This is a genomic window from Streptomyces sp. L-9-10 (assembly GCF_004151105.1).
Taxonomy (GTDB): Bacteria; Actinomycetota; Actinomycetes; order Streptomycetales; family Streptomycetaceae; genus Streptomyces.
In genome coordinates this window covers 162,628-183,798 of sequence record NZ_PHRF01000050.1, presented here as the reverse complement: position 1 = coordinate 183,798, position 21,171 = coordinate 162,628, and the positions used below count along the sequence as shown (strand labels likewise).

Genomic DNA, 21,171 nt, shown 5'->3' with positions numbered 1-21,171 from the left:
GTGCGGGTCGGGGGGTGCGGGTCGGGGACGGAAGGCCGGGTCAGGAGACGCCCAGCCAGGATTCGATCGGGTGGAGCGCGTAGAAGACCACGAAGATCACGGTGAGGCCCCACATGAAGGCCCCGATCTCGCGGGCCCTGCCCTGGGCGATCCGGATCGCGACGTACGAGATGACGCCCGCGGCGACCCCGGCGGTGATGGAGTACGTGAACGGCATCAGGACGACGGTCAGGAAGACCGGGATGGCGACGGCGCGGTCGCCCCAGTCGACGTGCCTGGCGTTCTGGATCATCATCGCGCCGATGACGACCAGGGCCGCCGCCGCGACCTCGCCCGGGACGATCTGGGTGATCGGGGTGAAGAAGAGACAGGCCGCGAAGAGGAGGCCGGTGATGACGGAGGCGAAGCCGGTACGCGCTCCCTCGCCGACGCCCGTCGCGGACTCGACGAAGACGGTCTGGCCCGAACCCCCCGCCACCCCGCCGATGGCACCGCCCGCGCCGTCGATGAACAGCGCCTTGGACAGGCCCGGCATCCGGCCCTTGTCGTCGGCCAGCCCGGCTTCCGTGCCGACGCCGATGATGGTGGCCATCGCGTCGAAGAAGCCCGCGAGGACGAGGGTGAAGACGATCATGCCGATGGTCATCGCGCCGACCTGTCCCCAGCCGCCGAACTCGACCTTCCCGAAGAGCGAGAAGTCGGGCATGGAGACGGCGCCGCCGGTCAGCTCGGGCGGGCCGCTGTTCCATGCCTTGGGGCTGATGCCGCCCGCGGCGTTGAGGACGACGGCGACGACCGTCCCGATGACGATGCCGATCAGGATGGCGCCGGGCACCTCGCGGGCCTGGAGCATGAAGATGAGCAGCAGGGTGACGCAGAAGATCAGGACGGGCCAGCCGACGAGTTCACCGGCGGGGCCGAGCGCGACCGGGCCCCCGCCCTGCGAGGCGTGTACGAAGCCCGCCTTCACCAGTCCGATCAGTGCGATGAACATGCCGATGCCCATGGTGATCGCGTGCTTGAGCGCGAGCGGGATGGCGTTCATGATCATTTCCCGCAGGCCGGTGACCACCAGCAGGCAGATCACCACTCCGTACATCACACACATGCCCATGGCCTGCGGCCACGTCATCACGGGCACGACCTGGCCGGCCACCACACCGGAGACGGAGAGCCCGGCGGCGAGCGCGAGGGGCACCTTTCCCACGAAGCCCATCAGCAGAGTGGTCAGAGCGGCGGCGAAGGCGGTCGCGGTGATCAGGGCCTTCTGGCCGAGGGTGTCGCCGGTGACGTCCTCACCGGAGAGGATCAGCGGGTTGAGCAGCAGGATGTACGCCATGGCCATGAAGGTCGTGACGCCGCCGCGCAGTTCGCGCGCGACGGTCGAGCCGCGGTGGGATATGTGAAAGTACCGGTCGAGCCAGGACCTGCCGGCGGGGGGACGTGAGCCGGTGCCGGCGTCCTCGGCGGTGGTCCTCGGCTCCACTGACGAATGGGTCATGTATGCCTGCTCCCAAGGTTCAAAGGGGCACCCGCGAAAAGACGGGGACTGCGGGATTTGGGATGGTGCGTGGGCTGCACGACCCGGGGGACGGCCCGAGACGGATCAAAGGCGCGGTCCCGGGCGGCACGAGCGGCGCCGCCCGGGGACTGCTGGTGGGAACTGCTGGTGAGAACTGCTCGCGGGACCGGCTCGTGGATCTCCTCGTGGGTTGACGGGCATTGATGGCGCGTCAGGTGCCGGTGAGGTGCTCCGGTCGTACCGGCGTCCTGTTCAGCTCCAGACCCGTCGCGTTCCTGATGGCCGCCAGGACCGCGGGAGTCGACGACAGGGTCGGAGCCTCGCCGATGCCGCGCAGACCGTACGGCGCGTGCTCATCGGCCAGTTCGAGGACGTCGACGGGGATCGTCGGCGTATCGAGGATGGTGGGGATCAGATAGTCCGTGAAGGACGGGTTGCGCACCTTCGCTGTCCTGGGGTCGACGATGATCTCCTCCATCACCGCCACCCCCAGGCCCTGGGTGGTGCCGCCCTGGATCTGTCCCAGGACGGAGAGCGGGTTGAGCGCCTTGCCGACGTCCTGGGCGACGGCCAGTTCGATGACCTTGACCAGGCCCAGTTCGGTGTCCACCTCGACGACGGCGCGGTGTGCGGCGAAGGAGTACTGGACATGGCCGTTGCCCTGTCCCGTCCTGAGGTCGAAGGGCTGGGTGGGACGGTGGCGCCACTCCAGCTCCAGATCCACCGCCTCGTCCTCCAGCACGTCCGCCAGATCGGCGAGGACCTCGCCGCCGTCGGTGACGACCTTGCCGCCTTCGAGCAGCAGCTCGGCGGTGGCCCAGGCCGGGTGGTACGTACCGAACTTGCGCCGGCCGATGTCCAGGACCTTCTCCCGGACGTTCTCGCAGGTGTGCTTCACCGCTCCGCCCGTGACGTACGTCTGACGGGACGCGGAGGTGGACCCCGCCGAGCCGACCTGGGTGTCGGCCGGCTGGATGGTGACCTGCGAGACACCGAGTTCGGTACGGGCGATCTGGGCGTGTACGGTGACGCCGCCCTGGCCGACCTCCGCCATCGCGGTGTGGACGACGGCGACCGGCACCCCGTTGATCACTTCGAGCCGTACGCGCGCGGTGGAGTAGTCGTCGAAGCCCTCGGAGAAGCCGACGTTCTTGATGCCGACCGCGTAGCCGACGCCCCGTACGACCCCTTCGCCGTGGGTGGTGTTGGAGAGCCCGCCGGGCAGCGCCCGTACGTCGGCCGCCTCGCCCGCCACCAGCCACTGCTGCTCGGGCGGGAGCGGCCTGGCCTTGACCCGGCGCAGCAGTTCGGCGACGGGCGCCGGGGAGTCGACGCGCTGCCCTGTCGGCAGCAGCGAGCCCTGTTCCATGGCGTTGAGCTGCCGGAACTCCACCGGGTCCAGGTCCAGCGCCGCCGCCAGCCGGTCCATCTGCGCCTCGTACGCGAAGCACGCCTGGACCGCGCCGAAGCCGCGCATCGCGCCGCAGGGCGGGTTGTTGGTGTAGAGCGCGATCGCCTCGATGTCGACGTCGTCGATGACATACGGGCCGACGGAGAGGGAGGAGGCGTTGCCGACGACGGCCGGGGAGGCGGAGGCGTACGCACCGCCGTCCAGCACGATCCGGCACCTCATATGGGTGATCCTGCCGTCGCGGGTCGCGCCGTGTTCGTACCAGAGCTTCGCGGGGTGCCGGTGCACATGGCCGAAGAAGGATTCGAACCGGTTGTAGACGATTTTCACCGGCTTGCCGGTGCGCAGGGCCAGCAGACAGGCGTGGATCTGCATGGAGAGGTCTTCCCGGCCGCCGAAGGCGCCGCCGACACCGGAGAGCGTCATCCGGACCTTGTCCTCGGGCAGGCCGAGTACGGGGGCGATCTGGCGCAGATCGGAGTGGAGCCACTGGGTGGCCACATACAGATCGACGCCGCCGTCCTCGGCGGGCACCGCGAGACCGGACTCGGGGCCGAGGAACGCCTGGTCCTGCATGCCGAAGACATAGTCGCCCGAGACGATCACATCGGCGCGGGCGGCGGCCGCGTCGGCGTCGCCGCGGACGATGGGCTGGCGGTGGACGATGTTCGGGTGCGGGACATGCCCGATGTGGTGGTCGTCGCGGTTCTCGTGGATCAGCGGGGCGCCGGGCGCGGTCGCGGATGCCTCATCGGTGACGACCGGCAGTTCGGCGTAGTCGATCCGTATCTTGGCGGCGGCGCGGCGGGCGGTCTCGGGGTGGTCGGCGGCCACAAGGGCGACCGGCTCACCGTGGTGCCGGACCTTGCCGTGGGCGAGGACGGGGGTGTCCTGGATCTCCAGACCGTAGTTCTTGACGGCCGTCGGGAGATCGTCATAGGTCAGGACGGCGTAGACACCGGGGGTCGCGAGTGCCTCGGCCGTGTCGATCGACCTGATCTCGGCGTGCGCCACGGTGGAGCGCAACGTATGGCCCCACAACATGTCTTCGTGCCACATGTCGGAGGAGTACGCGAACTCTCCGGTGACCTTGAGTATGCCGTCGGGACGGAGTGTCGACTCGCCTATGCCGCCCCTGGTCTGCGAGCCCTGGCTGATCGTGGTGGGGGCTCCGGCGGGGACCCCGGGGCCGGTGGCAGCTCCAGGGCCGGTGGAGACCCGGGGGCCGATGGAGGCTTCGGTGTCGGCGGACGCTTCGGTGCCAGTGGAGGCTTCGGTGCCGGTGGGTGAACCAGTCGTGGCCATGCTCAGACCGCCTCTTCCTGACGGGCGGCCGCGAGGCGGACCGCGTCGAGGATCTTCTCGTAGCCGGTACAGCGGCAGAGGTTGCCCGAGAGCGCCTCACGGATGTCCGCGTCGCTCGGGGAGGGGGTGCGCTCCAGCATCTCGTCGGCCGCGACCAGCAGACCCGGGGTGCAGAAGCCGCACTGCACGGCGCCCGCGTCGATGAACGCCTGCTGGATCGGGGAGAGTTCGCCCGCCTCGCCGGTCCGCGAGTCCGTACCGCCGGGCTGCCACCGCTGGGCGCTCCGCAGGCTCGTACCGCACGAACCCGAGGCGCAGCCGTCGCCGGGATGGGCGCTGTCACGGTGCTCGGCGTAGTCCGCCAGGCCCTCGACGGTGATGACCTCGCGCCCCTCGGCCTGACCGGCCGCCACCAGACAGGAACAGACCGGGACGCCGTCGAGCCGCACCGTACAGGAGCCGCATTCGCCCTGCTCACAGGCGTTCTTCGAGCCCGGGAGGCCCATGCGCTCGCGCAGTACGTACAGCAGGCTCTCGCCCTCCCAGACGTCGTCGGCTTCGTGCCTGCGGCCGTTGACCGTGAAAGTGACGCGCATGGCTATGCAGCTCCTTCGAGGGTCCGGCCGGTGCCGCCGCCGTCGGCGCGGTACTGCTCCCAGGTCCAGCCGAGCTGGCGGCGGGCCATGATGCCGACCGCGTGACGGCGGTACTTCGCGGTGCCGCGCACATCGTCGATGGGGTTGCAGGCGCCCGCGACGAGGTCCGCGAACCGCTTGGCGACGGACGGCGTGATGGTCTTTCCGCTGTCCCAGAAGCCGCCCTCGTCGAGCGCCGCGTTCAGGAACATCTCGGCGTCCCGCGCCCGTACGGGGGTGGGCGCCGCCGAGCCGATGCCGGTCCGTACGGTCCGGGTCCCGGGATGCAGGGCGAGCCCGAAGGCGCAGACCGCGATGACCATCGCGTTGCGGGTGCCGACCTTCGAGTACTGCTGCGGTCCGTCCGCCTTCCTGATGTGCACCGACCTGATCAGTTCGTCGGGTTCGAGGGCGTTGCGCTTCACGCCGGTGTAGAACGCGTCGATCGGGATACGGCGCGAGCCGCGTACCGACTCGACCTCGACCTCGGCGCCCGCGGCGAGCAGCGCCGGGTGCGCGTCACCGGCCGGGGAGGCGGTGCCGAGGTTGCCCCCGACGCCCCCGCGGTTGCGGATCTGCGGCGAGGCGACGGTGTGCGAGGCGAGCGCGAGGCCCGGCAGCTCCGCCCGCAGGTGCTCCATGATGTGGGTGTACGGGACGGAGGCGCCCAGCTGGACGTTCTCCTCGCCGACCACCCAGTCACGCAGCTCGCCGATCCGGTTCAGGTCGAGCAGGTACTCCGGCCGCCGGTGATCGAAGTTGATCTCGACCATGACGTCCGTACCACCCGCGATGGGCACAGCGGTGGGGTGCTCGGCCTTGGCGGCGAGCGCCTCCTCCCAGCTGGCGGGGCGAAGGAAGTCCATCTGTGGCTCTCTTCTTGATCGTCTTGGTGATCGCTGGGGATCGCTGGTGATCACTGAGCTCCGGGGACGGCCGGTCTCACAAGTACACAAGCAGCGCTTCCGCCTGGTGCAGTCACCGAAACCATGAAGGAATTGGCTGGTCGGCTTCCGAGTCTTGTAGATTCGAACGAAAGGCGAAGACCCGGTAACCAGAAGGTCTTCGTGCCGAAACGCAAGGTGCGAAATCAGAGATCGGCGGCGACGAGATGCGGCTGCGCGCACTGCTGGAAACCGACGCGCTGGGCCTGCGACTGCTCGGCGGCGAGGAGGAGCTGGACCGGACGGTCCGCGGGGTGATGACCACCGACCTGCGGGACCCGAGCCGCTATCTGTCGGGCGGTGAGCTGGTCCTCAGCGGCCTCGCCTGGCGGCACTCCGCGGAGGACTCGGAACCGTTCGTACGTATCCTCGCGAGCGCCGGGGTGGCCGGGCTCGCCGCGGGCGAGGCGGAGCTGGGCGCTGTCCCGGAGGACCTGGTCACGGCGTGTGCGCGGCACCGGCTGCCGCTGTTCGCGGTGGACGAGGACGTCGCGTTCGCGACGGTCACGGAGTATGTGGTGCGGCAGGTGTCCGGCGAACGCGCCGGGGATCTGGCGGCGGTCGTCGACCGGCACCGCAGGCTGATGACCTCGGGCCCGGCGGGCGGTGGCCCGGACGTGGTCCTCGATCTCCTCGGCTCCGATCTCGACCTGCGGGCCTGGGTGCTCTCCCCGACCGGCAGGCGGATCGCGGGCGCCGGTGCCACGCTGTCACCGGCGAGGGCCGCCGTGCTGGCCGGTGAGCATCTGGCCGCCATCCGCGCCGGTCGCCGTAGCCCCTTTCGGACGACCGTCGACGGGACGGCATACTCCCTCTTCCCGGTCCGCAATGTAGGGCGCGGGACCACACCGACCGCCTTCCGGGACGTGCGCGAGACCGTGCTCTCCGACTGGCTGCTCGCGGTCGAGGCGGATGCGGGCGACTGGCCCGCGGCCCGGTTGGACCTGCTCCAGGGGGTGACGCAGCTGATCGCGGTGGAACGGGACCGGCGCGACGCGGCCCGTACGGTGCGCCGCCGGCTCGCCCAGGAAGTCCTGGAACTGGTGCAGACGGGCGCCGCCCCGGCGGAGATCGCCGCCAGGCTGCGGGTGGCCGCCCCCGTGCTGCTGCCCGGACTGGTCACGGCGCCGCACTGGCAGATCGTGGTGGCCCGGGTGGAGTGGGCGCGCAACGGCACGGACACCGGCGAGGGCGGTACGGCCGGCACCGGCGGTGCGGGCGGCTCCGGCGCGGCACTGGTCGAGGGCGGCCCGGTGGCCCAGTCGGTGCTGGAGGAGATCCTCGTCGACCCCGCGTGGACGGGGCCGGGCACCGGGGCCGGGGCGGGAGCGGACGCCACCGACCGGATCGCGGTGGCCCATACGGATGACGAGGCGATCGCGCTGGTACCGCTGCCCGCGGCGCCCGCGGATCTCGTGCCCGCCGATCCCGCGTCCGTCCCGGACGCCGGCGAGGGAGCGCTGCCCGGTGGCGCCGGCGGGGCGGAGAAGCCCCTGGACACCCCCGCCGCGGACCCCGGCCTCCACGCGGACGCGCTGCTGGCCGCCGTACGGGACCCGCTGTCCGCGGGGCTCGCGGACGACGGCCGGCTGACGCTGGGCGTGAGCGCGGCGGTGCACTCGGCGGAGGGCCTGCGCGGCGCGCTGGAGGAAGCCCGTCATGCCCGCCGGGTGGCGGCGGCCAGGCCGGGCCGGGTCTGCGCGGCGGGCCACCATGAACTGGCCTCGCACGTACTGCTGTTGCCGTTCGTCCCGGACGACGTACGGCGCGCCTTCACCGCGCGCCTGCTGGACCCGCTGCGCGACTACGACCGGCGCCACCGCGCGGAGCTGATCCCCACGCTGGAGGCGTTCCTCGACTGCGACGGCTCCTGGACGCGGTGTGCGGCCCGGCTGCATCTGCATGTCAACACGCTGCGGTACCGGGTGGGCAGGATCGAGCAGCTCACGGGGCGGGATCTGGCGCGCCTGGAGGACAAGCTGGACTTCTTCCTGGCGCTGCGGATGAGCTGAGGTCGCGGGCGGCGGGCGCTGGGTCACCGGGTGCCAGGGGGACGGGTGGTTGACCGCCATCACCCGGATCGGTCACGAGAAGATCCTCTGCCACCGCGAGGACGGACCGCGGTGCGCCCACCGCGCCTCCTCCCGTACCGGTTGTCCCAGGTGACAGCCCTCCCGGCGGTCTCCGACGCCCCGGTCGGCGGCCCCGGGCGCCCCGGTCGCCCGCGCCCCGCCGCCACCGCCGATGACCACGTGATTGTGAAATTTTTCACCTGACCTATTGGCCCGGCGTGCCGATCCATGCTGAGATGCGTCCACACTCAACAGCACAATGGCGCGCTCGGGGAGGGCAATGTGGCGCATACCGCCATGTCTGGTTCCGGAACCACCGCTGGTGACGACCCTCTCCAGACCGCGGTATGGCGGCTGCGCTCGCGCGGCTGTTGGACCGACGCAGCGGCTCTGCTCGCACCGCACTCCGCCGTCCCGGCCCGGACGCTCCAGCGGGCCTCGCTGCTCATCGAGCGCTGTCTGTTCACGGGCGGGGGCTGGCCGGAGGCCGAGGACGCGCTCCGCTCGGCGGAGGCCACGGCGCGCGAGGACCACGAACGGGGCGCCGCCGCGTGCGAGCGCGGCCATCTCGCCTACGCGTCGACCGTCCTCGGCGTACGCGACCGGGCGGACGAGGCGCGGTCGGCGCTGGGGCGGGCGGCGGCGCTGCTGGATCCGACGGCTCCCGGACGCGCGCTGCTGGACTTCCGGCGTGGTCTGGTCGCCGAACACCTCGCCGACTCCCCGCAGTCGGCGCGCGCCGCGTACCGCCGCGCCCACGCCGCCGCCACGGCGCACGGCGAGACGCTCCTGCTCTCCTTCACCTGGCGCCATCTGGCCGGACTGGCCCTGAGGGAGGGCGAGTTGGCGGAGGCGCGGCACGGCTTCGGCGAGTCCCTGCGTATCCGGGAGGAGTTGGGCTACCTGGTGGGCACGGCCCCGGCCCTCGCCGCGCTGGCCGACGCGGAACCGGAGCCGGAGGCGACCCGTCTGCGCGCGGAGGCCGGGCGCCTGTTCCGGCTGCTGGGCGGCGTCCCCACCTGGCTCGCGGACCAGCTCGCCCCTCCGGCGTCGCCGGCCCCCGCGGTCTGAGCGGGTCGGTCGGGGGCGGAAGCTCCGCCCCTGCGCCGATCAGGTCATCGGCCGACCCACGAACGGGTGAGGAAGGGACGTTTCCGCAGCGGCCGTTCGAGTGAAGGGGCGCATACGCGCGTGACGAGGTGGCCAGACTGCCCCCGCTCCACCGCCACCCCCGCCTGCTCCCCCACCTGCTTCTCGCCTCACGCGCGGGAACAGGCACACGCACAGAAAGAGGTCCCGTGAAGAGTCTCGGAAGGACCCTGGTCGCCGCCGGCGCCGCCGCCGTTCTCTGTGCCGGCTTCCCGCTCAACGCCCACGCGGCCGAGGGGCTTCTCTTCTATACGTCGGAGTACGGCGCGATCGTTCTGGAGAACCCCACGGACGGCCTGTGCTACAGCGTCGGGAACGCCCAGGACCCGCAGAACTCCACCGACCGTGTCGCGACCTTCTACAGCGCGAAGCGATGCGGAGGCACCGCCACCCGGCTCAAACCCGGCGAAGAGGGCTTCCTCACGTTCGCTTCGGTGAGGTTCACCCGCTGACCGGGTCCCTCGGCAGCAGGTCAGTGGTCGAGGTTGAGGTTGACCATCTTCCTGGGGTCGACGATGCGGTCGAAGTCCCGTGCCGTGATGTAGCCGGTGGCGAGGGCGGCTTCGCGCAGTGTGGTCCCCTCGTCGTCGGCCTTGTGGGCGATCCGGCTGGCCTTGTCGTAACCGATCTCCGGAGAGAGCGCGGTGACGAGCATCAGGGAGCGTGCGAGGTAGGTGTCGATCTGCTCGCGGTGCAGGCCGGCGCCTTCGACGCAGTAGACGCGCAGCTTCTCGCACGCGTCCGCGAGTATGCGGGCGGAGTGCAGGAAGTTGTTGATGATGACGGGCCGCATGGCGTTGAGTTCGAAGTTGCCCTGGCTGCCGGCGAAGGCGATGGCGCTGTCCTCCGCGAGTGCCTGGACGCAGACCATGACCATCGCTTCGCACTGGGTCGGATTGACCTTGCCGGGCATGATGGAGCTGCCGGGTTCGTTCGCGGGCAGCGCGAGTTCGCTGATGCCGCAGCGCGGGCCCGAGGCGAGCCAGCGCAGGTCATTGGCGATTTTCATGAGCGGTACGGCCAGCCCCCGCAGCCCGGCCGAGGCCGCCACTATGGCGTCCAGACTGCCCTGCGCGGCGAAGGAGTTGGCGGCGGTGCGGAACGGGTAGCCCGTCAGCTCGGCGATCTCCTGGGCCACGTGCTCGCCGAAGCCCTCGGGGGCGTTGAGACCGGTACCGACCGCGGTCCCTCCGACGGCCAGTTCCCACAAGCCCGGCAGCGTCGCTTCGACACGGTCGATGGCGCCGGACAGCTGGGCGGCGTAGCCGGACCACTCCTGGCCCACGGTCAGCGGGACCGCGTCCTCAAGGTGGGTGCGTCCGATCTTGACGATTTCCCACCAGTCACGGGACTTGGCGTCCATCGCCTGCTGTAGATCCCTCACCTTCGGGAGCAGGTGCTCGTCGATCTGCCGTACGGCGGCGATGTGCATGGCGGTGGGGAAGGTGTCGTTGGAGGACTGGCCCATGTTGACGTGATCGTTGGGGTGGATCGGTGTCTTGGAGCCGAGGGTGCCGCCGACGAGCTGGATCGCCCGGTTGCTGATGACCTCGTTGACGTTCATATTGCTCTGGGTGCCGGAGCCGGTCTGCCACACGTACAGCGGGAAATGGTCGTCCAGGGCGCCGCGGATGACCTCGTCGGCCACATGGGCGATCAGGTCGGCCTTCCATTTCGGCAGGCGGCCCTGGCGTCCGTTGACGAGTGCGGCGGCCTTCTTGACGTAGCCGTAGGCGTGGTACACGGACGTGGGCATGCGGTCGTTCCCGATGGAGAAGTGGATCAGGGACCGCTGGGTCTGGGCGCCCCAGTAGTGGTCGGCGGGCACTTCGACGGCGCCCATCGAGTCGGTTTCGCGGCGATGGCCTGTGGCGTTGATGCCGATCGGCACGTCCCGTACCCTCGGCGGCTTTTCGTCGGCGTTCTGGTGACGGGTGGTCACGGCGACGCCTCCTTACTCGTCCTTCTCGTCCTTGTTCGTCCTTCTCGTATCCCGTATCCCGTATCTCGCTTCGCTTCTCGCTTCTCGCTTCCGGCTTTTCGCTTCCGGCTTTTCGCTTTTCGGACGGCGGTCACAGGCCCGGCTGCCACATGGCGTCCCGTGCCGCCCGGACCGGATCACCCAGCCGACAGGACTCGTCACTCCGCGCGTTTCCGCCCCCTCATTCCATGCTTGGTCTTTTCCGCCGCGGGCGCCACCGGAGGCCCCGGACCAGCCGTTTCCATGGCCACGGGCCGAGGCGAACCGCTGTAGCCGCCACACATACCGTTACGGCCTCCGCACCACCTCACCACCGGCTCGCCATGAACGCACCGGGTTGACGTCTCCGGTACACCTCCACCGGAAGAACAAAAGGAACACATCACCCACAATGCGGGCAATAATCGCGGCTGGCGGCGACCCGAGGCGAACGAGGAACGATCACCAACAGGCCCAAAAGGGGAGCCTTGCTGAATTTCCGTCAGATGCCAGAAACAGAACAGAACGACATGGACGTCGCCCCATCGTGTGGTGATAAGATCGCCAAGCTTGCCAAGCGGTGCCAAACCCGCTATGGCATAAAGGAAAAGTCAGCGCATCGGCCCAGAATTCCGCCACCCCCGGGGGAGAACTATGCCATTAGCCGGGCCTTTCAAGGCAGTCCGGCAGGCGACCATGCGCCGACCTGTCCCATAATCAGTGACCGCGATATGTCTGTGACCGCGAGACCACTCGAACGCACCCTCCAGACATTCAGTACCTGGTGGCCCAGTCGCCCGAAGAGAGTCTTATGACGCAATACTTCCAGGATCCAGCGCTTTGGGGTCTGATCGCTGGTACTCCTGTCGCCGCGACCGCGATCATTCGCGGAAGAAAATCGATCGCCGAGCTACGGAAGGAGAAACAGGAGCTCAAGGCTCACTACGCCACCCTTGAGGACCATTACGCGGAGGCCGTCGAAGAGGCCAAGGACAGGGCGGAAGAAGCCACAAAGACCGCGCTGAAGTCCGCCATGCGGACACTTCAGGGTCTCGCCAGCGAACAGCAGCTGGCCATCACCAAACTTCAGGACAAGTACGGCGAACTCCAGATTCTCCAGGACCTCCTGGACATCGACCACATGAATTCGCAGTTCGCCCGGCGTGCGCAGTCCATCGCCGTGCTCTGCGACGGATGGCTCGGCCGTCAGCGCGATCCGGCCTCGCTGTACGACGTGGTCCGCAGCGCGAAGGGCCGCATTCGCCACTTCACCCGTGTCGAGATCCGGGCCCAGAGTAATTTCGCCATTGTCAGCCGGGCCGTCGAGCCGGTCGCGCTCACCCTCGCCGAACTGCTGGACAACGCCACCAGTTACTCGGCGCCGGAAACAGTGATCGAGATCAATATCCGGCCCGTGCCCAAGGGCGTCTGCATCATCGTCGATGACGCCGGTGTCGGCATGAACGAGGAGGAGAAGGCCAGGGCGGCCAAGCTCCTGTCGAGCGAACGCTCCCCCGGCGTCTCCGGCCTCGGCAATCCGCCGCAGTTCGGCTTCACCGTGATCGGCGTGCTCGCCGCTCGCTACGGCTTCACCGTGTCCGTGGATTCCACGTCCCCCTACGGCGGTGTGCGTGCGGTGGTGCTGCTCCCCGACGAGCTCCTCACCGCCCTGCCTGAGCGCGCGCCCGAGCCCAAGCCCACGCCCGAGCCCAAGGAGTTCCCCACCGTGGCAGCGTCCTCCCCGATGCCGCCCGAGGAAAACCCGGTGGCTCCCTCGACCACATTCGGCGGTCTCCCGAAACGCCGGCGGAGAGGCGCGATATCCATCGTGCCGACAGCCGACAGTTCGGACGCCCCGGCTCGCTCCAGCGAACAAGCCGCCTCCGTCATGGGCGCGTTCCAGCGGGGTACGCAATCGGGCCGCCGTACCACCAACGCAAGCAGCGAAGGGCATGAGACTCAGTGAATTACGATCTGTCATGGATGCTTGACAGTGCCCTTGAAGTACCCGAAGCACGGCACGCGATCCTCGTCTCGGCCGACGGCCTGCTCATGGCCCGCTCGAAGGACGTCGGCAAGGATCACGCCGATACCGTCGCCGCGGCGATGAGCGGAATGCAGTCGCTGAGCCGCACGGTCGCCGACTTCTGCGGCGCACCGCCGAACAACCGGCCGCACTGGCGCCAGACGCTGGTGGAGTTCGATCACGGCTGGGTCTTCCTCATCTCCGCGGGCGAGGGCGCCTATCTCGGCGTTTCCGCGTCGCCCGACGTCGACATGGCCGAGATCACCTTCCGTATGCAGCAGCTCGTCGGCCAGCTCGGCAAATCCCTGACCAGTCCCCCTCGCGAGATTGCTGACACCAAGGCATGACCACAACAGATGAGCCGGATCAGGAACCAGTAGCGCCGCAATTAGTGCGACCGTATGTCATCACCAACGGCCGCAGCCTGCTCGGTGACCATGAGTTCTCCTTGATCACTCTGGTCACAGCGGCCGAGGACGTACCCAGAGCGGCGACTCTCGATCCTGAGAAGCGCCGTCTGCTGGACTTGTGTTCGGGTGGCTATCTCTCGGTCGCCGAAATCGTCGGACACTCTCATCTCCCCGTGGGTGTCGTCAAAATCCTGCTGTCCGACCTCACGGAGGAGGGGTATCTCTTCACACGCGCCCCCATACCTGCCGCGAAACTCGTCGACCGGCAGATACTCGAGGAGGTGCTGAATGGTCTTCAAGCCCGCTTTGGATGACGGTGTCTATCTGCGCGAGTCAGTGCAGACCGCTGCGAAGATCCTGGTGGTCGGGCATTTCGCGGTGGGCAAGACGACATTCATCGGGACCATGTCCGAGATCCCGCCGCTGCGTACCGAAGAACTGATGACGCAGGCCGGCGAGGGAATCGACGACCTCAAGGGCACGCCCGGCAAGACCACGACGACGGTGGCCATGGACTTCGGCCGCCTCACGCTCAGCGACAGGCTGGTCCTCTACCTCTTCGGCACACCCGGACAGCAGAGATTCGTCCAGGTGTGGGAAGACATGTCCCGGGGCGCACTCGGGGCATTGGTGCTGGTGGATCCCGAGCGCCTCGAAGAGTCCTTCCCCGTGATGGACCTCGTCGAACACTACGGAATTCCCTACACCATAGCGGTCAACCGATTCGACGACACAGCGACCCATCAGGACGAGGAAATCCGAGAGGCGCTCGATCTGCTGCCCGAGACGCCCCTCGTCAATTGTGACGCGCGGGACCAGCGGTCATCAGCGAACGCCCTCATCGTCCTCGTCCGCTACCTCCAGTCACGCCTTCGCTAGGAGTTCGGCATGCAATCTCATTCGGAATTCCAGGCTCCGCCACCTGGCTGCCCGGCGCACAACAGCGGCTTGCGTGTGCCCCTGTACGGTCCCGAGTTCGCTGCCGACCCGGACGCCTTCTACGAGCACATGCGGCAGTACGGCCCGGCCGCGCCGGTCGAGCTGGCCCCCGGGGTGGAGGCCTCGCTCGTCACGGACTACGCGGCGGCGCTCCATGTACTCCAGAACCCCGAGGCGTTCGCGCGGGACTCGCGCCGCTGGCGCGCGCTCAACGAGGGGCGGGTGCCCCTCGACAGCCCGGTCCTGCCCATGATGATGTACCGGCGGAACCCGATGTTCACCGACGGCGCGGAGCACTTGAGGCTCCGTCAGGCCGTGACGGAGAGCCTGGCCAAGATCGACACGCACCGGGTGACCCGGCACGTCGAGCGCGTGGCCTCGTACCTCATCAGCCAGTTCAGCGGCCGGGGCAAGGCCGATCTGATCGGTGACTACGCGCAGGTGCTGCCGCTGCTGGTCTTCAACGACCTGTTCGGCTGCCCGGCCGAGATCGGTGACCGGCTGGTCTTCGGGCTCTCCGGCATCTTCGACGGCATCGACGCGGAGAAGGCGAACGAGGTCCTGACGGAGGCGCTGAGCGAACTGGTCGCGCTCAAGCGGGCCACGCCCGGCGAGGACGTGACCTCCTGGCTGATGCAGCATCCGGTCCGGCTCACCGACGAGGAGATGATCCATCAGATCCTGCTGCTCATCGGTGCGGGTACGGAGCCGCTGTCGAACCTGATCGCCAACTCCCTGCGGGTGCTGCTGTCCGACGACAGGTACACCGACGGACCGCACTCGGCCGGCCTGCTGGTCGAGGACGCCATCAACGACGTCCTCTGGAACAGCACCCCCATAGCCAACTACGCCGCGCACTACCCGCTGTACGACGTGGACCTCAACGGCAGCAAGCTGGACGCCGGTGACCCCGTGCTCATCAGCTTCGCCGCCGCCAACACCGACCCGAGCCTGTCCGTGAGCCGTCAGACGCTCAGCAAGCGGGCGCATCTGGCCTGGGGCGCCGGCCCGCACGCCTGCCCGGCGAAGGACCCGGCGCTGCTCATCTCCGTCCTGGCCATCGAGAAGCTGCTCAACGGCCTGCCGGACATCGAGCTGGCGGTGCCCGCGGACACGCTGCTCTCCCGGCCCGGTCCGTTCCACCGGGCGCTCAGCGCGCTCCCGGCCCGTTTCACCCCGGTTCGGAGAGAGAAGTCGGAATCGGTACCGTATCCGGCGAACATCGGGCGTACGGCCGGAAATGCCCCCGCGCAGGAGTCCCAGAACAAGCCGCAGAAGGGTAGCTTCTGGAGCGGATTCCTCGCCTGGTGGAAGGTGTGAGATCCGCAACAAAGCGGGGTCCTTTACCTTCGCATGAAGGTTCAACCGTAGGGGTAGACAGGGTGGGCGAATCTTACGTGATGCCTTGAATAAGGAGTCTCTGTGGAGCCCTCCCTGACTACCTCGTCAGTAGATCGACGCGCTGTAGTCTCCATATTCTCCCGTCTGCGTACGTCCAATGGCCAATCGAATCCATTGCCTCTCTACGCAGAACTCAGAGCGATGGGAGATGTCATCCCCGCCCCCTGGGGCGGGCATCTGGTGACCTCCTTCAACCTCTGTGACCAGGTACTGAGGAACAAGGCATGGCTGGTTCCCGACAGCGAGTGGCGTGCCAGGCAGGGCGCGGCAACCCGTTGGAACGCCTCCTCTTCCCGGGAAATGGGAAAGACTCTGCCCGCCCTGAACCCGCCGCACCACACCCGGGTGCGGCGGTCGGTCGGGAACACCTTCGACCGTAAATCCCTCGCGAATTCCAAGGATTCCGTCGAGAAGGCCACGGAGCGATTGCTCGACCGGCTCACCGATAAACTGCGGAGCGGTCAAGCCGATTTCAGTTCGCTCGTCGGCGACGAATTGCCCATCATCACGATCGGCGAATGGCTCGGGCTGCCGCCCTCCGATTACCACTTGCTCCGCTCGCTCACCCGCGATCAGGTGTACTCGCAGGAATTGCTGCCGACACCGAGTCAGCTCGCGCTGTCGGACGCCGCCACCGCCCAATTGCGTGAGTACTTCACAGCGGTGATACGCGAACGCCGCCGCGCGCCGGGCGACGATCCCATCTCGGAGTGGCTGCGGACCTGGGACGATCTCGAAGCCGACCAGGAGACGGTCGACGAGGCCGTCTACTTCCTCTCCTTCCTCTTCCTCCTGGCCGCGCCGGAGACGACGTCGACGCTCCTCTCCCACATGGTGTGGCTCCTGCTGAAGCACCCGCGCCAACTCGCCTGGCTGCGCACGCATCCGGAGCACATACCGGGCGCCGTCGAAGAGGTGCTCCGCTATGACTCGCCGAACCATGTGATCAGCAGGGTCGCCGCGGAGGACACCACCCTGGGCGGCGCGGATGTCCAGCGGGACCAGATGGTGCATCTCCTGGTCGGCGCCGCCAACCACGACCCGGAGCAGCACACCGAGCCGGAGCTCTTCGACGTACGGCGCAAGGCCGCGCACCTCAGCTTCAGCGGCGGGATCCACTACTGCGTCGGCGCCCCGCTCGCCCGGCTGGAGGCGACGACCCTGCTGACGTCCCTGCTGAGGCGGCTGCCCGATCTCCGTCTCGACGGGGATCCCGTCTGGGCGCCCCGCGTGGGTTTCCGGCGGATGACGGAACTCCCGGTGACCAGGGCCTGATCCGCCGTCAGGGCAAAAGGGACGCGATATTCGCAACGCGGCGCACGGCGACGCGACACATTGAGAACCGACATCTACACAGGGAACAGCGTGGTGGACGAGTTCAAGGCACTCCGGGTCATACAGGACGGGCCCGTGCTGAAGGTGGAGTTGAACTCCCCCGAGACCGGCAATGCCGTCTCCGGCACGCTCCTGGACGAACTGCTCTCCGTACTGGGCACCCTTCAGAACGACCCCGGAATACGGGTGTTGATCCTCTCCGGCGCGGGAGACGACTTCAGTCTCGGCGGAGATCGCGCGGAATTCGCCGAATTCCTGGCCGCGGACCCCAGTGGGGCGAGTCTTCGCATCCTGGGCAAGAAGGCACGCCGGGTCTGCGACGCGCTCGCGACGGCCGACGTGGTCACCATCGCGCGCCTGCACGGCGGCGTCATAGGGGCGGGACTCGCTCTCGCGGTGTTCTGCGATCTGCGGGCAGGGGCGGACGACTGCCGTTTCCGTATGCCCGAACTCGCCCTGGGTATGCCTCCGGCCTGGGGAGGGGCCCTGCCGAGGCTGATGCAGGAGGCGGGCGCCGCCAGGGTCCGCGAGCTGCTGCTGACCGGCGACAATTTCGACGCGGCGACGGCGGTGGAGCTGTCCGTCCTGCACAAGGTCGCCCCGATGGCCGAGCTCGACAGCGCTGTCGAGGCGTGGGTCAGGCCGATGGTCCGCCGGTCCCCGGCCGCGCTGCGCACCGCCAAGGTGATGCTGAACGCGTACGGGTCCGCGAGCCGTCTCGCGGACACCACCCTGCTCGACGCGGAGCTGATGACCTCGGCGCTGACCATGGCGGCGGCTGCCTCCCGTCATCGCTGACATCGGTGAGCCGCACAACGGAACCCGTGGCGAATCCGCGCGATGTCAGCCGGCCGAGCCCGTGAAGTGTTCCCGTATCAGCGACTGCACCACCGGCAGGTCGCGTGCCATCAACGCGTCGAGCAGCGCGGTGTGTTCGGCGGCGTCCGCGACCAGATCGGCGCGGCGTACGGCCGGGGCGCTGACCAGCGGCCACTGCGAACGGCGGTGCAGATCGTCGGCCACCATGACCAGTTGCTCGTTGCCCGAGAGGGCGAGCAGCGCGTGGTGGAAGGCGCGGTCGCACTCCGCGTACGCCGCCCGGTCCCCGACGGCGGCCGCGGCGCCCGTCGCCTCCGCCAACGGGGCCAGTCGTGCCCACCGTTCCGCGGGTACGGTACGGGCCAGCCGCAGCATCACCGGCACTTCGAGGAGCGCGCGTACCTCGGCCAGTTCGGCCAGTTCACGGGCGCTGCGTTCGATGACGCGGAAGCCGCGGTTGAGCACGACCTCGACGGCGCCCTCCAGCGCGAGCCGCTGCATGGCCTCGCGTACGGGGGTGGCGGAGACGCCGAAGCGCTCGCCGAGCACGGGAGCGGAGTAGACCTCGCCGGGCGCCAGCTCACCGCTGACGAGCGCGGTGCGCAGGGCGTCGAGGATCTGTCCGCGTACGGAATGACGGCGCACCGGCGGGGACGGGCACGCGGGCGGAGGCGGGGACGGTGCCGAGGACGGAGGCGGGGAAGGGGACGGTGGCGGGGAGTGCGTAGGGGCTCCGGCCCCCTCCCGCTCACTGTGTGTGTGCTCGCCGCGCGCCTGCTCCGGCACCTGCCGGGATCCGGGGGCCGGCGCGCCGGGCACATACGGCCGCGGCACGGCCGCGTCGCGCGCTCCGCCCTGTTCCATTCCTGTCCACCTCCTTCTCCTCGCCTGTGCACGATAGGCCGACCGGGCCGCAGTTCAAACCTCGATCACATCGGGTAAGGTAAGGCTTACCTGCAAACGATCCCGATTCGGTGGTCCCTGCATGACCCTGCCCACCCTGCTGCCCGGCCTCCTCGCCTCTCCCGTGACGGACGCGTACGCCCGTCTGGCCGAGGTGTTCCCCGCGCTGAGCATCGACCAGCTCACCGAGAGTGAGCGGCCCCCTGCCGGGAGCGGCTGGGTGAGCGCGGCGGATCTGGCGGCCGGGGGCGCGGCCCTCGATACGTTCCTCGCCTGGGACGAGGAGCAGGTGCGCCGGGACTACGGACAGGAAGCGCGCCCCGATGTGGTCGCCGGCTTCGCCTTCCACCGGTACGCCTGGCCGGCCTGTCTGCTGATCACCGTGCCCTGGTTCCTGCACCGCAGGGTGCCCCGCCTGCCCGTCGGGACCGTGTCCTTCCACCGGGCGCTGGGCCGGATGACCGTACGGATCGATGAGTTCGCCTGCCTGCCGGACGACCCGGCCGCGACACTGCCCGGCGCCCGGATCGTCCCGGACGAGGAGGCCCTGCGCGCCGAGGTGCGGGAGGCCGTCGCCGGTCATCTCGCACCGGTCCTCGACGGTTTCGCCCCGCGGATGCGGCGCGGCCGGCGGGCGCTGTGGGGGATGGCGACCGACGAGATCGTCGAGGGCCTCTGGTACATCGCCCATCTGCTGGGCGAGGAGCGGTACGCGATGGCGGAGCTGGAACGGCTGATGCCGGGCACGACCGCGCCGTATGTCGGTACGGCGGGTTTCCGTGAGCTGACCGGACCTGACGGCGAATCTTTGCCGACCCGTGACCGGGCCAGTTGCTGCCTCTTCTACACACTGCGCCCCGAGGACACCTGCGTCACCTGTCCGCGTACCTGCGACAACGACCGGGTCCGGAAGCTCGCCGCGACCGTCTGACCCCGCGTCACCCTCGGTCCCACGCCACCCGCAGGGGTGATATTAATCGAACATGACAGCCACCTGCCGAACGGCGGTGTCAGCCGTTCGTGCCTCTTCACGTGCTGCACCGCCTCGTTGGTGTTCTCTTGTCCCGAAACCCCCTGAGCGTCACCGCACTTCCGCCAAAATGGCGTCCCAAACGCCCTACTGCGATGCAAGGAACACCGCATGCGACTGACTGACATATCGCTGAACTGGCTGCTTCCCGGCGTCGTCCTGCTCGTCGGAATCCTGGTGGCGGTGGCGGTGTTCGCGCGCGGCAAGCGCGCGGCTGACAAGCCCGCACCCGTCGAGGATTCGTGGGAACGCAGCGAGGAGCGGCGCAGGCGCAAGGAAGCCATCTACGGCATCGCCTCCTACGCACTCCTCTTCTGCTGCGCGGCGGTCGCCGCCGCGCTCTCGTTCAAGGGCCTGGTCGGCTTCGGCCAGGAGAACCTCGGTCTCAGCGGAGGCTGGGAGTATCTCGTCCCGTTCGGTCTCGACGGAGCGGCGATGTTCTGCTCCGTGCTCGCGGTGCGCGAGGCCAGCCACGGCGACGCGGCCCTCGGCTCGCGGCTGCTGGTGTGGACGTTCGCCGGTGCCGCCGCCTGGTTCAACTGGGTGCACGCGCCCACGGGTCTCGGCCACGAGGGTGCTCCGCAGTTCTTCTCCGGCATGTCCCTCTCGGCCGCGGTCCTGTTCGACCGCGCGCTGAAGCAGACCCGCCGCGCGGCACTCCGCGAGCAGGGTCTCGTCCCCCGTCCGCTGCCGCAGATCCGGATCGTACGGTGGCTGCGGGCACCCCGCGAGACCTTCGGCGCCTGGTCGCTGATGCTGCTGGAAGGCGTCCGTACGCTGGACGAGGCGGTCGACGAGGTACGCGAGGACCGTCGCCAGAAGGAGCAGAACCGGCACCGCAGGCGGGAGCAGGAGAAGCTGGACCGGGCGCAGATCAAGGCGCTCAACCGCCAGCACCGGGCCTGGGGCCGGGCACGCGGCGGCCGTCAGGTGGCCCTTCCCGCCGTGAACGCGGGATCGGGCTCGCCGCCGGCCGTCGAAGCCGCCGCGGAGCCTGCCATAGTGGAGCCCGGCCAACTGAACCAGCACTCCCGGCTCTCCCTTCAGCCCGTGAAGGCCAGTGAGGCTCCCACTCCCCGTACGGTCGATCTGACCGCGGAGGACGACACCATGGCGCTGCCCAGGCTCGACTCCCTGGAGCGCAAGCTCAAGGATCTGGAGAAGCAGTTCGGCTGACGCGGACAGGTCCGCCGACGCGGGCGGGCCGGCTGGAGCGGCCTCGGGGGAACAGCACTCGGACCGGTGTGACGGACAGCCGTCACGCCGGTCCGCTGTTTCGTCCCGGCCCGCGCTCTCCCTCACCCGTCCTG

The 21,171-nt window shown here is 69.1% G+C and carries 18 protein-coding genes; 12 read left to right on the top strand and 6 right to left on the bottom strand.

What is annotated here, in order from left to right:
- Positions 1-40: 40 nt before the first annotated feature.
- The 4 genes from CU044_RS14255 to CU044_RS14240 form a co-directional block, all read right to left on the bottom strand.
- Positions 41-1,501 (bottom strand): NCS2 family permease, encoded by a 1,461-nt coding sequence (locus tag CU044_RS14255; protein ID WP_129768930.1) that lies wholly within the window; start codon positions 1,499-1,501, stop codon positions 41-43.
- A gap of 232 nt (positions 1,502-1,733) precedes the next feature.
- Positions 1,734-4,238: a molybdopterin cofactor-binding domain-containing protein gene (locus CU044_RS14250; RefSeq protein ID WP_240045579.1), complete on the bottom strand. Its 2,505-nt coding sequence runs from the start codon at positions 4,236-4,238 to the stop codon at positions 1,734-1,736.
- 2 nt (positions 4,239-4,240) lie between these two features.
- Complete coding sequence (locus CU044_RS14245) at positions 4,241-4,834, bottom strand: (2Fe-2S)-binding protein (RefSeq protein ID WP_129768929.1); 594 nt, start codon at positions 4,832-4,834, stop codon at positions 4,241-4,243.
- Between the two features lie 2 nt (positions 4,835-4,836).
- A complete protein-coding gene (locus CU044_RS14240; RefSeq protein ID WP_129768928.1) occupies positions 4,837-5,739 on the bottom strand; it encodes a xanthine dehydrogenase family protein subunit M in 903 nt (300 codons plus the stop codon).
- A gap of 245 nt (positions 5,740-5,984) precedes the next feature.
- On the opposite strand from CU044_RS14240, the gene CU044_RS14235 reads away from it, so the two are divergent.
- From CU044_RS14235 to CU044_RS14225, 3 genes are all read left to right on the top strand, one after another.
- A complete protein-coding gene (locus CU044_RS14235; protein ID WP_129768927.1) occupies positions 5,985-7,829 on the top strand; it encodes a PucR family transcriptional regulator ligand-binding domain-containing protein in 1,845 nt (614 codons plus the stop codon).
- A 342-nt stretch (positions 7,830-8,171) separates the two neighbouring features.
- Entirely contained in the window at positions 8,172-8,960 is a 789-nt protein-coding gene (locus CU044_RS14230) for a hypothetical protein (RefSeq protein WP_129768926.1), read from the top strand.
- A 227-nt stretch (positions 8,961-9,187) separates the two neighbouring features.
- Positions 9,188-9,490, top strand: a complete 303-nt coding sequence (locus CU044_RS14225) for a hypothetical protein (RefSeq protein WP_129768925.1) — start codon at positions 9,188-9,190, stop codon at positions 9,488-9,490.
- A gap of 20 nt (positions 9,491-9,510) precedes the next feature.
- On the opposite strand, the gene fumC is transcribed toward CU044_RS14225, so the two are convergent.
- Positions 9,511-10,980, bottom strand: coding sequence for a class II fumarate hydratase (gene fumC / locus CU044_RS14220; protein WP_129768924.1), 1,470 nt, complete (start codon positions 10,978-10,980; stop codon positions 9,511-9,513).
- Between the two features lie 829 nt (positions 10,981-11,809).
- Between fumC and CU044_RS14215 the strand changes: the two genes are divergently transcribed.
- The 7 genes from CU044_RS14215 (at position 11,810) to CU044_RS14185 (ending at position 17,907) form a co-directional block, all read left to right on the top strand.
- A complete protein-coding gene (locus CU044_RS14215) occupies positions 11,810-12,964 on the top strand; it encodes an ATP-binding protein (protein WP_129768923.1) in 1,155 nt (384 codons plus the stop codon).
- Positions 12,961-13,371: a roadblock/LC7 domain-containing protein gene (locus CU044_RS14210; protein ID WP_129768922.1), complete on the top strand. Its 411-nt coding sequence runs from the start codon at positions 12,961-12,963 to the stop codon at positions 13,369-13,371. The genes CU044_RS14215 and CU044_RS14210 overlap by 4 nt, the downstream gene beginning before the upstream one ends.
- Positions 13,368-13,748, top strand: coding sequence for a DUF742 domain-containing protein (locus CU044_RS14205; RefSeq protein ID WP_129768921.1), 381 nt, complete (start codon positions 13,368-13,370; stop codon positions 13,746-13,748). Before CU044_RS14210 ends, CU044_RS14205 begins: the two co-directional genes overlap by 4 nt.
- Positions 13,723-14,313 (top strand): ATP/GTP-binding protein, encoded by a 591-nt coding sequence (locus tag CU044_RS14200; RefSeq protein ID WP_129768920.1) that lies wholly within the window; start codon positions 13,723-13,725, stop codon positions 14,311-14,313. Before CU044_RS14205 ends, CU044_RS14200 begins: the two co-directional genes overlap by 26 nt.
- A gap of 9 nt (positions 14,314-14,322) precedes the next feature.
- Complete coding sequence (locus CU044_RS14195) at positions 14,323-15,693, top strand: cytochrome P450 (RefSeq protein WP_129768919.1); 1,371 nt, start codon at positions 14,323-14,325, stop codon at positions 15,691-15,693.
- A gap of 222 nt (positions 15,694-15,915) precedes the next feature.
- Positions 15,916-17,049 (top strand): cytochrome P450, encoded by a 1,134-nt coding sequence (locus CU044_RS14190; RefSeq protein ID WP_240045578.1) that lies wholly within the window; start codon positions 15,916-15,918, stop codon positions 17,047-17,049.
- A gap of 90 nt (positions 17,050-17,139) precedes the next feature.
- Positions 17,140-17,907 carry an enoyl-CoA hydratase/isomerase family protein gene (locus CU044_RS14185; protein WP_129768917.1) on the top strand — a complete coding sequence of 256 codons (768 nt, stop codon included), beginning with the start codon at positions 17,140-17,142 and terminating at the stop codon, positions 17,905-17,907.
- Between the two features lie 45 nt (positions 17,908-17,952).
- Here the strand turns inward: CU044_RS14185 and CU044_RS14180 are convergent, their stop codons facing one another.
- The gene (locus tag CU044_RS14180; RefSeq protein ID WP_129768916.1) at positions 17,953-18,792 is read right to left on the bottom strand and encodes a GntR family transcriptional regulator; all 840 of its coding nucleotides are present in this window, start codon (positions 18,790-18,792) and stop codon (positions 17,953-17,955) included.
- Between the two features lie 121 nt (positions 18,793-18,913).
- Between CU044_RS14180 and CU044_RS14175 the strand changes: the two genes are divergently transcribed.
- Together CU044_RS14175 and CU044_RS14170 are read left to right on the top strand one after the other, a co-directional pair.
- The gene (locus CU044_RS14175; RefSeq protein ID WP_129768915.1) at positions 18,914-19,762 is read left to right on the top strand and encodes a (2Fe-2S)-binding protein; all 849 of its coding nucleotides are present in this window, start codon (positions 18,914-18,916) and stop codon (positions 19,760-19,762) included.
- Between the two features lie 210 nt (positions 19,763-19,972).
- Positions 19,973-21,037, top strand: a complete 1,065-nt coding sequence (locus tag CU044_RS14170) for a DUF2637 domain-containing protein (RefSeq protein ID WP_129768914.1) — start codon at positions 19,973-19,975, stop codon at positions 21,035-21,037.
- Positions 21,038-21,171 lie beyond the last annotated feature (134 nt).

Excerpts from the sequence above, each read along its gene's own strand:
- CU044_RS14255 (WP_129768930.1), bottom strand. The coding sequence starts at position 1,501 with ATGACCCATTCGTCAGTGGAGCCGAGGACCACCGCCGAGGACGCCGGC.
- CU044_RS14170 (WP_129768914.1), top strand. The coding sequence starts at position 19,973 with ATGCGACTGACTGACATATCGCTGAACTGGCTGCTTCCCGGCGTCGTC.
- CU044_RS14195 (WP_129768919.1), top strand. The coding sequence starts at position 14,323 with ATGCAATCTCATTCGGAATTCCAGGCTCCGCCACCTGGCTGCCCGGCG.
- CU044_RS14215 (WP_129768923.1), top strand. The coding sequence starts at position 11,810 with ATGACGCAATACTTCCAGGATCCAGCGCTTTGGGGTCTGATCGCTGGT.
- CU044_RS14200 (WP_129768920.1), top strand. The coding sequence starts at position 13,723 with ATGGTCTTCAAGCCCGCTTTGGATGACGGTGTCTATCTGCGCGAGTCA.
- CU044_RS14235 (WP_129768927.1), top strand. The coding sequence starts at position 5,985 with ATGCGGCTGCGCGCACTGCTGGAAACCGACGCGCTGGGCCTGCGACTG.
- CU044_RS14250 (WP_240045579.1), bottom strand. The coding sequence starts at position 4,238 with ATGGCCACGACTGGTTCACCCACCGGCACCGAAGCCTCCACTGGCACC.
- CU044_RS14190 (WP_240045578.1), top strand. The coding sequence starts at position 15,916 with ATGGGAGATGTCATCCCCGCCCCCTGGGGCGGGCATCTGGTGACCTCC.
- CU044_RS14180 (WP_129768916.1), bottom strand. The coding sequence starts at position 18,792 with ATGGAACAGGGCGGAGCGCGCGACGCGGCCGTGCCGCGGCCGTATGTG.
- CU044_RS14205 (WP_129768921.1), top strand. The coding sequence starts at position 13,368 with ATGACCACAACAGATGAGCCGGATCAGGAACCAGTAGCGCCGCAATTA.
- CU044_RS14240 (WP_129768928.1), bottom strand. The coding sequence starts at position 5,739 with ATGGACTTCCTTCGCCCCGCCAGCTGGGAGGAGGCGCTCGCCGCCAAG.
- CU044_RS14245 (WP_129768929.1), bottom strand. The coding sequence starts at position 4,834 with ATGCGCGTCACTTTCACGGTCAACGGCCGCAGGCACGAAGCCGACGAC.
- CU044_RS14175 (WP_129768915.1), top strand. The coding sequence starts at position 18,914 with ATGACCCTGCCCACCCTGCTGCCCGGCCTCCTCGCCTCTCCCGTGACG.